Raw genomic sequence first — 11,716 nt, forward strand, 5'->3', positions numbered from 1 at the left:
CAAGAGAGATCAAAACCTGTTGTGCTGCAATTTAAGAAAATAATTTGCGCGGTATTAGCCTGCTTAGCTTTATGGCAATCGCTGGCGTGAGGGATAATAGCGTAAGCCCACAGCAAGGAAGCATGACGAAGCGAGGACTTGTAGCGGATAGCCCGCCCCCTTGCGCAGCTTGGAGACACGCACAAATAAATGAATGAGTAAATGATTGTTAACAAAAATATAACCAACATGAAATAGCAAAACAACCACCAACTAACCAAAAAACAACATGAAAAAAAAGTCAGTTTACCTACAAAAGTATTTGGCAATAGCCTTATTATTTTTGGCAAGTGCTTGCAGTAAAATTCAAAATGGTGTAACCAGCCAAACTGAAGATCAAAAATTTACTGTTCCGAAAATGGCTTCAGGGCCACAGGCAAACCTAAATTACGGCGATACCATTTTAAATGTTACTTACGAAAATGGCACACTAAATTCGGGAATTTCGGCCATTAACCCAACCAATGCCACCGCCACAGATGCTGCTTACCTGGTATCGCCGGGCGCTACAACACCAAATTATGCAATAGCACACAAGGTTGTGTATGGCGATTCGGGCTATAACTCTGACGGCAACTGGAGAAGTGAGAGTGATGCCCAACAGGTTATTGCAGCACGTTATTTCCCCGGCGATGAGCGGCGTTACGAGTTTAGCGTTTTGTTAAAAGACTGGCCGGTTTGGAACCAGGGCGACCCAACTAATGAAAGCAATCTTTTTCAGTTAAAAGTATCAGGCGGAGAAAATGTTCCATTGATGATCCGGGCGCAAAGAAATGCGGTTAGAATCAGGTATCAGGATGTTTCGACAAAGGACATCGTTAGCAACCTACAACCCTATGTAAATCAATGGATTAAATTTAGAATTGATGTACTATGGACCACCACCACAACCGGATACATGAGAACCTACATGAAATTACCCGGACAGAATGATTTTGTGTTGGTAGACGAAAAAACAAATTATGCAACCTTTACGGGCGATGTTAATGCAGGGAATATTGGTTACATTAAATGGGGGTTATATGTGGTACCGCCAAATAGCACGCGCATTGTTTACCATGATGATATCCGCATTATTAACCTTAACCAAGCCCCTACTACAACAGGCTTAATTTGGGGCAACAGTATTCCTGATGCTAACCCGGCCTATTTGGATGGTCCGTATACATTAACTTCCAATATTACCAATCCTACCGCATATAACAATACCAGCCACATTTATATCCACCCGAACATAAAATACCAGGCCGCGCAAAACATTGTATATGTGAACAGCACCAACCCTGCACCAAACCCGGCAGATAATGTGATCGGTACCCCTCGATCTGATTTCTCGCGTGCTACATTAACAGCCGCAGGCTTATCAAGCGGTACACCTGGCCCTGCTGCACGGTATTTAGTTGGCGGATGGGTAAATGCGGTATCGGCAGGAACACCTTCAGTATTTGATCCTACAGCATATTATGAATTTAATATGGAACCTAAAACTGGTTATTATTTTAATTTTAGCGACCTTAAATTTACCGTATTAAGGGGTGGTACAACGCATCCCAATACTTTTGTGCTCCGATCAAGCTTGGATAATTTTGCTGCAAATATTTCTGCTCCGGTAACAATTAGCGGTACAACTACCCCAACGCCGATCTCCTTTAATGCATCATCATTAACCAATATTAATACTGCTATTACCTTCAGACTTTATGCTTACGGCGCAACTACAACAAGCGGAACAACGATTGTTGGTTTAAATGACTTCCAGATAAGTGGACAGGTTTTGCCTACTCCTTAAATAATAGAATAAGCGGATATATCTTTTAACGCGATTAGATCATAAAAAAGAAACTGCCCTAAAAAAGGGCAGTTTCCTTTTAAATAATTATAAATATTTTTTTAAGCGCCGATTAAGCTGTTAATATAAATCAGTTCCGGATAATTTAATCTGATAAGGCCACTGACCAATTAAATCGGGTTTTCTAGGCAATTTAGTATGTACTTTTGGCGCAGCACTTACCACCAACCATAAATAAGCTGTTTTGCTAGGCACTTTAAAAGTACAAATTCCATCTTTCGTAGAATACATTTTGCCATACACACGATCGCCATTTTCTTTAACAGCCAAAAAACCATATCTCCAGCCAGCATTTTCAGGGTTAATTACCTGGAAACCTTCTACATCTGTCAATCCTTTAAAATGGAGCTTAATGGTGTTGCTAACCGGTAACTTAAGTCGAATGCCGTTATAACCATAACTTTGCAGACAGTCTTTTTTACTAATTGTATACCAGTCATTTACCAAAGGATTAAATATCGTTTTATGCTTATTGGCATATTTACCGGCTACCTCATTCACACGTTTTAAATCCCAGGTAATAAACTTACGTGAGGCATCAAAAATCTCGTCGTTAAACTTTTCCTGGTCAATATTGTTGAGGCGTTTATAAGTCATCACCGGATCTTCGCCCGGATTTAAACCATTTAGCAACTTTCCGTAAAAATCTAGTCCATGTTTTTCTGACCAATACTCCAGTAAAAATGGCGAATGGTATTGGTTATCTGGATGAAGAAAAGCAAGGTTAGTCTGTTTTAAGAATGCCATTAAATGGAAATTTTCAAAATCTACCCAGTTAGGATAAACCTGCCATAATAGATATTGACTTCCCATTTCATCTACAGCTCCATGAAAAGAAGTACCCCGATCTTTATTTGCCATATATTGAAAGGTGTGTCCAAGCTCATGTGCCAAAACACCATAGGGGAATTGGTGTACACGAACCGCAGGCGTCCATAAAATCGCTACGCTATCTTGTCCACCTCCATAAGCCGTACCCTCGTTTCCGCCATAAATAAAAACGAGTGCTTTATATCTGTCAGAAACAGAGTGGCCTTTTTTTAATACCTTTAATTTATCTATATAATAATTGTAAAAACGTTCGGTTTCCAATAGCGATCTTTTCACATCAAAACGTTTTGCAGTATCTGTATTCTGCATTGGATCATCTCCAAGTTCTTTCGACCAAAAAATAACCACATTAGCTGATTCAACCCGTCGTTTATTGCTAAAAACACTATTATTATCTTCAAAATTGTTGTTTTCAGGAACTTTGTTTACATTTTTAGGAATAAACACCTTTTTTGCAATTTCCTTTTTTTGGGCATTTCCAATTAAAGGCAAAACAAAAAGCAAAAATGCAAGCGTTGGGCTGATTGTATGCTTAAGTTTATATAACATTTATATCAAATGATTACTTAAATATATTTTTAGGTACTGTTCCCGTCCAGGATTCGGGCAGTTTAGTTACCCCAAAAATTTTCGCCAGTACTAAACTTGTATTTTTATTGCTGTTAAATGAAGTGATTAAACCACCTTTTTTAATCTGCGGACCGGTAATGGCCCAAGGCACCTGCATTTCTGCCATCGAAATACCTCCGTGGCCGGTGTTGATTCCGCCATGATCGGTAATTAATAAAATGTGGGTGTCTTTATAAATCCCATCTGCCTGTAATTTTCCGATCAGTACTCCTATAGCACTGTCTGCCTGCTCAATAGCCGCAATATATTCCGGTTTCATCCAGCCAAACCCATGCCCTGCGTGGTCGGTGTGTACACTATACAGGAAAGTTAACGTAGGATTTTGCTTGTTTTTTACCATAAAATCGTAAGCCTTCTGGTAGTTGTCTTTGTATTGATCTTTTTCTTCAAAAGATACCTCATCAAGATATTTTTTATTGATGGGATTAATCAACTCTTTCCAGTTATAATAGTAAGCAGTTTTAACCGCAGGGATCGCATCCTTCAACACTTTAAATATAGACGGATAATAACCATCCTGATCTGTTTCTAATGGTTGCAGGGTATGTTTTTCCAATGTCCAGTCGTTGGCAGTTATACCATGTTCCTCAGGTCCTGAACCCGTCATATGGCTCGTCCAGTTTGGAAGCGTAACCGATGGCATTACCGGGCGGGTGGTTAATGATAGCACGCCGTCAGCAAATAACTTATCCAGGTTGGGGTGTTTAGCAGTTTTATACCCTTCTGCACTAAAGCCATCAAGGCCTAAAATTAAAACATGTGCTTTACGCTGGGCCATGGCCGATAATGACAGTAGGGAAAGCACCATCATTTGTAAAAAAACTTTTTTCATAATTAACTAAGGTTCGTATTAAATGCTGCAATAAAAAATTTTAAATAATCCATTATAACTTACGTGATAGATAAACTCATTAAGCTCAAAATTCAGCAATGGTAATAAAGATTATTCTATTCCGCATAATTACTAAACAAAAGTTTAACAATACTAAACATTAAAGTAACAAAACTGTTATTGATGTTTAGAAATCGAATTTCCCTATAATTAATGCTTTTGATATTAACTGTTGTTTTACAGTAACAAATTATCTTTTACTTTAAGATTGTCCAAATTACTAAATAAAACAAAATATATGCTTATTAATAAGCAACTTAGCCATCCAAAAGTTTGAAGTGCATTTGATATTGTCATACTTGTTTTCTTTAAAATCAAATCCTTAATTTTAGCATTTAAAGCGCAGTAACCACAGGGATTTATACTTATACATCCATTTACTACAAAATAATTATCAAAAAACCAGAAAACCAATTGCTATAATGACCAAAACCCATTTTACACTATATTTTTTATTGATTGCGAGTACAGTAACCTGTTTTGCTCAAAAAACGATTGAAATTGCCACAAAAAACAATGTATTAATACTGGAAACCGATAAGGATAATGCTTTATTATCGACATACATTGGCAAAAGGCTCCAAAGCACTGAAGAATACCCTAATATACAAGCACTTGATAAATACAAACCGGGATCGGATGATCTTTTAAATAAGCGTGAAGCATACATTGCTTCTGGCTCACTGAATTTGATGGAACCAGCACTTAGCGTTACGCATAGCGATGGCAATAAATCTACTGTGTTAAGCTTTTCGGAGGTTAAAACGGAACAGATCGATCAGAATAGAAAACTCACCAGCATTGTATTAAAAGATTTTAAATACAACTTTAAAGTGACTTTAAAATACCTGGCTTATTTTAACGAAGATGTAATTGAGCAATGGGCAGAGATTGAACACCATGAGAAAAAGAGCATTGTATTAAATAAATATGCATCCGCAAACCTTACATTGAGTGGCCGAAAATTCTTTTTAAAAAACCAATACAGTGGTGCCACAAGAGAAATGAGATCAGAAGAACAACAGTTATTGCATGGAATTAAAACCATCGATTCGAAACTTGGTACCAGAACAAACCTGCTTCATTCTTCTTCATTTATGGTTTCGATTGATCAGCCTGCAAACGAAGACCTCGGCGAAGTGATAGCGGGTTCATTGGCCTGGACAGGGAACTTTAAGCTGGATTTTGAAACTTTTGATGAATATTATTTAAGGATTACTGCCGGAATCAATAATTTTTCATCTAACTATACCCTTAAAGCAGGCGAAAATTTTGTAACCCCACGTTTTATCTATACCTATTCATCAGAAGGAAAAGGTTTGGCCAGTAGAAACCTGCAAAATTGGGCAAGGAACTACCAGATATTAGATGGAAAAGGGGAAAGATCTACCATTTTAAACAATTGGGAAACCACTTATTTCGATTTTAACGATGAAAAATTAAACGAACTTACCAAGGATACAAAAAAATTAGGTGTAGATGTGTTCTTATTGGATGATGGTTGGTTCGGAAACAAATATCCACGTAATGGCTCAACTTCAGGTCTTGGCGATTGGCAATATAACCGGCAAAAGCTTAAAAATGGCATCAGTACTTTGGGTAAAGAGGCCACCGCAAGTGGTGTAAAATTTGGCATCTGGATAGAACCGGAAATGGTGAATCCAAAAAGCGAACTTTATGAAAATCATCCGGATTGGATTCTCAGACAACCAGAAAGGAAAGAATATTATATGCGCAATCAATTGGTGCTTGATTTAACCAACCCGAAAGTGCAGGATTTTATTTTCAATACCGTTAATGATATTTTTAAAGAAGTGCCCGAACTTGCTTTTATTAAATGGGATTGCAATTCGCTGATTTATAATGCCAACTCCCCTACTTTAAAAAATCAGGATCATTTTTATATTGAATACATCAGGGGTTTAAACAATGTACTGGAAAGAATTAGAAAAAAATACCCTAAAACACCGATGATGCTTTGTGCAGGCGGAGGTTCGAGGGTAGATTATGCAGCACTTAAATACTTTACTGAATTTTGGCCAAGTGATAATACAAATCCCTACGACCGCATTTTTATCCAGTGGGAATATTCTTATTATTTCCCTTCGGTTGCTGTTGATAACCACATTACCGACATGGGTAAACAACCGATTAAATTTAAAACAGATGTAGCCATGATGGGCAAACTGGGTTATGATGTACGCGTAAATGAGCTGAGCAGTAATGATTTGCTTTTTAGTAAGAACGCTGTTAAAACCTATAACAACTTTAAAGAAATTGTTTGGCACGGCCAACAATACCGCTTGCAGGATCCTTACGAAAATAAAATTGCTTCAATTGCCTATATAAACGATGCGAAGGATCAAGCCATTGTTTTTAATTATTATGTGGCCACACTTTTTACCAATGGTGTAATATTGCCGATTAAACTAAAAGGATTGGATCCTGCTAAAAAATACAAAATAGAAGAAATTAATTTGTACCCAGGCACAAAATCTCCAATTGATGCTACCAAGGTTTACTCTGGCGACTTTTTAATGAAAGTGGGCTTTAATCCAGAGGCAAACAGTTACAGAACAAGCGTAGTTTTAAAGGTACAGGCAATTTAATTCTGTTTTAAACAGTAAACCATACTGGCTTTGATAACCACCAAACCTCAGCGTTAAGGTTTGGTGGTATTATTTGTGCTTTGTTATATTCGTTTTAGCAGAAATTAATCAGATGATAAAATTTCAACGTTGAATGCAATTTATCCTTTATTAGAATTAATATAAGCCCAGTTCAGCCAATGCTGCATTTTGGGTTCCATCCCATGAGTTGCTGGCAATAATTTTGAAATACCGAAAGGTTTTTGGCGAACTAAAGCCAAAATACTGAACACCATCTCCATTAGCGGCCTGCTTACTGAAAACACTGGTAAATGTTGTTCCATCATTACTGATCAGTAATTCAAAATCTTTGATCGCTCTGCTGGCATTTTCCCTTTGAGTGAGTGATAACCCGCCATTTACTGTTTTAACAGAACCTAAATCAACAGTAATAAAGTGCGGATAAGTAGCTGCATTAGATGACCATCTCGAGTGCCAGAAGGTTGAAGGTAAACCATCAATTGCATCAACAGCTTTACCCGCAGCAGCGGTTTCCTGTGAGCTAAAACCAGCAATAGTCCACCCCGTTTTCGACAACTCCGGTCTGGTTGAAAAATCGAGTACAGGAATTCCGTTATTAAAAGTATAAGGGTATATCGTTTCGTTTATAACGCCATTGTTGTGTACCAATTTAACCTTAAGTTCGTAGGGTATACCATTGGTTTTAACGGCCAACTCTGCAATTGGCATTACCACCCTAAAACTATCTGTACCAATCACACTGGAAGCCCAGGTAATGGCATTGTAATCTTTATTTGTACCTGTTCCCTCGTTATTTACATTAGGATCGTTATAATACAGTACTTTGTTTACTGTACCGGTACTGGTAAATTTACCCGATACCACAATTGCGCCCAGGCCGGAATCGTAGTTGGCGTAAATTTTATTTATTTTGGAAGTTACCGCTCCATAATAGGTTTTAGTATCATTATTAAATACTTCGCAGGCGTTAAAAATAGCTGCTTCTGCATCGGTTACAAAAGTTGGCCTTACTTCCAGGTAATAATTACTAAGTGCCATTATTGGTTCTTTATAATTGGTATTTGTGCCATTTGCATAAATATTTTGCGATGCCCATTGCCTATCGTGTGGGGCGTTAAAGGCATGGCCAAGCTCATGCATCATTCCTCCAACCCATTTGGCAAAATTGTTTCGGCCAGGGTTCAGCACCCCTTTTAAGGCCATATCCATATAAGGGTTATCGTTTGCAAAACAATATTTTCCATATCCATAAAAAGGCTGTACACCTTCTAAAGGTTGCGGGCCCTCGGTGGTATTGTTGTCATAACCGAATGCGGGTACCAAAATCAATACGTGGTTACTGGTTTTAAGTGTAGGGTGTGCTGCAAAATATGCATTAATCTCAGTAGTGTAGGCCGAGCCATTTGTTCCGTAACTGGCTTTTGGGTTTGCAGCCCTAATGAGTACAATTTCTGCATTGCCAGTGGTTCCATCTTGTTTTAAACCAAATGTTTTGGGCCCGTATCCAGCATTGTTCATTGCGTTACTGTACCAGCCCTGGGCATAAATCATTACATCACTCAAACGTTTTTTCCAATTTGGGAGGGTATCTAAATCAGAAGGAATAAAGTAAACAATGGCCAGATTTCTGGTTTGAGTAATAATGCTATTTGTGGTAGCCAGTTTAGTTGGTTTTTTAGTATTTCCATCATCAGTACTGCCTTCGGTGGCAAGTTCTGCCTTTTTGCACGATGATGCAAACAGAATAATGGTACAAAATAATGTAAATAGGGTTACAGTTTTTTTCATATCAGGCGATTATGGTAAAATTTTTATAAAACTTAATTGTTGATTTTGATTAAAATATTTTAGAGAAAGCCTCTGCCAATGGGCAGTTTTAATTGTAGATGCTATGGTGAAATTATATGTAACCCTAAGTTAACCTCGATGTAAATTTTAAGGATATAGTTATACGTACAAAAAACAGACAAAACCATGGATGTATAAAATTTTGACAAACAACACGTTAGCCAACAAACACCTAAAGAATGGATAAACAAAAAAAATAGAAATTACAATTGGCGAGATTTGTCTCACCAACTTATGATCAGAAAACTTCTTTTGTGGATAAATCCTGCAACTTAGGTGAGATTACCTTCCCTATTCCGCTGAATAAAACTTTAACACCCATCACCTTTCCTATCGATTGTTTATAGCTGGTAGACAATGCTTTTTTTCCATTAAGTATTATCGAAACTTTTTTGTTTTCAACTCTGATTTCTACAACTCCGCCATTTAGGGGATCAAAGGCAAGGCCGCCTAAAAACTGGTCAGAGCCTATCACTCTTTTTTCTGAAAATTTATATTGCGAAAACGCAACACAACTGCCGCGGTTGAGGGTAAGCAAATGGCGGTGTTTTTCTCCAAGAATAATAAAAGTTGTTTCTACGCACTGAGTACCCGGCCTGCTTTGTTCAGAAAATACCTTACAAGTAAAAGAAAAATTATCGCCGCTAATATTTGATGGCTTAATGTTACTAAAACCTACCAAAAATGGTTTACTTGTAGATAAACCAGCAGAATCGAGCTGTTTTTTTGATACATAAATATTATTCGGATTTAATGGTTTTAAGCCCGCTATAGGATAGGCCCGTGAGGTATCGTTACCCGAATTGGCTACCCAACCCTTTGTGCGCATGTATACAGCCACTGTATCAATAGGTTTATCGTGGTATAAAAGTGTTGCGTAAACCACACCTGGATTTCTAAAAAACTTTGCCACTTCTTTTTTGCCACTGATAGTTGATTGCAAGGCCTCATCCATAAAATCGATCTTGTACGCTTCATTATCATTTATCGGCCTACTGGATTTTAGCTTAAAAACTGCTGTATGGGGTACATAGCCATACGGATTTTCGCAAACTAATTTAACATCTGCAGGATGTTGCCTATAGCTAGAAAAAAACAAAACGCTGAGTAAAATCAATACCGGAACGGCGCTTAAAACAATGTAGAGTGGTTTTTTGGGTTTTATTTTATTTTCTGGTAAAGTTTGGATATCATCTTCAGCTTCAATACTGGCTTGAGCTTTTACCGCAGCCAATTCTGTAGCCATATGCACAAGTTCAAACTCCTGCCAATCGCGGTAGCCGATAAATTGGGCCAATGCATCTCTTGTAGCTTTTTGCGGGAAATACCGTTGTGGCGTTTTCAACTGGCCAAACAGTCTTTTTAATGTATTTATACTTAAATAAACTTTAGTTTGTTTTCCAAGCTGACTGCTAAGGCTATTGTAATCACATGCCCGCCACTCTTCAATTGCCCTGCCGCCCATTTTTTGTATCAGCTGTTGGCAACAAATATCCATAGCTACAACTGAGCGCTGATGAGGTGAATGTAAAACACTAGTATCCATTCGGCGGTTTTTTCTATTAAAAGGAGATAAGTTAATGTAAAACGGGATAAATATTAACCCTACAAAAGTTAACAAATACTAAACTTTGTTTTACAAACATATGAATTTCAAAGACTTTTTTACATTACTTTATTGTTAATATCAAACATTTTTAAAGATGGATGGAAAACGCATTATCTGTTAAACCTTATTAATACCGATGATGAGTAAATAAACAACGGCTTTAACGCTTATAAGAAAGATAAAGTTTGAGTTATAGAATTAACTATTTTAAAGAGAAAGAGCGCAAAAATCGCCCATTTTTAAATGATTTTTTTGTAATAAGAATAAAAAAGAGGCATGCCATTTTACTGACAATGCCTCTTGGTTAATCAAACTAGTAAATTTAAAAAACAATGCGGATACACTTATTTCATTGTTTTACTAAAAATACCATTTCGAATTATTCACTTTATAGGGATGATCTATTGAAATGTTTATATCATTTAGTTTGTAAAGTCCAGAAAAACAATAACATAAAACAAAGTTAATTTATACTAAACAGTTAAATAGCTAATAATTAACTGATAGTAACAGGATTTTAGCAGGTAAATGCTGTGTTAAACTGACGATGAATTTGGATGTACTATATAGTAAAAACTTTAAATAATCACCATTTATCGTCGTTGATCTTCGTATTCAGTATTTTAGCGTGTATGAACATTACCTACAAATTAGACGTGATTCCAAGTCCTGAAGAAGTGATTGAATTATTCATTCAAGCTGGACTTAAAAGACCAACCGAACCTGAAAGAATTGCTTTAATGTTAAAAAATGCTGATTTACTGGTTACGGCCTGGCAGGAAGATAAGCTTGTTGGGATTTGCAGAACCATTACAGATTGGGCCTGGTGTGCTTACCTGGCAGATATTGCAGTATTTACCGGATATAAAAGTTCAGGAATTGGTAAAGAAATGATTGCCATTACCCGTGAAAAAATCGGCCCGAAGTGTATGCTCTTGCTGCTATCGGTACCTACCGCTTTTGAGTATTACCCGAAGGTGGGCTTTAACAAGGAAGACCGTGCATTTAGTATTGAGCGTACAGAATAGGTTGTTTTTCATCTTTAGTTCTAATTAGGAATTCAAATCATTTGTTACCCTAAATGTAGTTGAAGGGCAAACAATCAGTTCGCAGTTATAATTCTATTTAGGAGTTCAAATCATGCGTTACCATGAGGGTTAATTTATTTATAATAGACAGAAGAATTTCAGGTAAGTAGATTTCCTTTGAGAGACACATTTCGGGCCGAGTGAACGTAGTCGAAAAATCTAACCTGATAGATCTCTCCGTTCCACTGCGTTCCAGTCGAGATGACGACGCTTTCTATTAGCGCCTATCAATGATAGCGGGGTCGAACGGTAAACAATGTAACCCGGAGTTATAAATTCACAGTAATTTTATTTAATCAT

At 37.2% G+C, this 11,716-nt stretch carries 7 protein-coding genes; 3 read left to right on the forward strand and 4 right to left on the reverse strand.

Annotated elements, in window-relative coordinates; translation table 11 throughout:
• Positions 1–268: 268 nt before the first annotated feature.
• A complete protein-coding gene (locus ASE74_RS06815; RefSeq protein ID WP_055906111.1) occupies positions 269–1,828 on the forward strand; it encodes a heparin lyase I family protein in 1,560 nt (519 codons plus the stop codon).
• Between the two features lie 120 nt (positions 1,829–1,948).
• Here ASE74_RS06815 and ASE74_RS06820 read toward each other — a convergent pair whose 3' ends face one another.
• On the reverse strand, positions 1,949–3,268 hold the full coding sequence (locus ASE74_RS06820; RefSeq protein ID WP_055906114.1) for a DUF6055 domain-containing protein: 1,320 nt from the start codon (positions 3,266–3,268) through the stop codon (positions 1,949–1,951).
• A 13-nt stretch (positions 3,269–3,281) separates the two neighbouring features.
• Entirely contained in the window at positions 3,282–4,181 is a 900-nt protein-coding gene (locus ASE74_RS06825; RefSeq protein WP_055906117.1) for an alkaline phosphatase family protein, read from the reverse strand.
• A gap of 482 nt (positions 4,182–4,663) precedes the next feature.
• Between ASE74_RS06825 and ASE74_RS06830 the strand changes: the two genes are divergently transcribed.
• A complete protein-coding gene (locus ASE74_RS06830; protein WP_055906120.1) occupies positions 4,664–6,850 on the forward strand; it encodes an alpha-galactosidase in 2,187 nt (728 codons plus the stop codon).
• Positions 6,851–7,006: 156 nt separating this feature from the next.
• Here ASE74_RS06830 and ASE74_RS06835 read toward each other — a convergent pair whose 3' ends face one another.
• Together ASE74_RS06835 and ASE74_RS06840 are read right to left on the reverse strand one after the other, a co-directional pair.
• A complete protein-coding gene (locus tag ASE74_RS06835) occupies positions 7,007–8,659 on the reverse strand; it encodes a discoidin domain-containing protein (RefSeq protein WP_055906123.1) in 1,653 nt (550 codons plus the stop codon).
• 298 nt (positions 8,660–8,957) lie between these two features.
• Positions 8,958–10,265: a hypothetical protein gene (locus ASE74_RS06840; RefSeq protein WP_157255364.1), complete on the reverse strand. Its 1,308-nt coding sequence runs from the start codon at positions 10,263–10,265 to the stop codon at positions 8,958–8,960.
• A gap of 695 nt (positions 10,266–10,960) precedes the next feature.
• Here ASE74_RS06840 and ASE74_RS06845 point away from each other — a divergent pair.
• Entirely contained in the window at positions 10,961–11,356 is a 396-nt protein-coding gene (locus tag ASE74_RS06845) for a GNAT family N-acetyltransferase (protein WP_055906129.1), read from the forward strand.
• Positions 11,357–11,716 lie beyond the last annotated feature (360 nt).

It is taken from the genome of Pedobacter sp. Leaf216 (assembly GCF_001421515.1).
GTDB lineage: Bacteria > Bacteroidota > Bacteroidia > Sphingobacteriales > Sphingobacteriaceae > Pedobacter.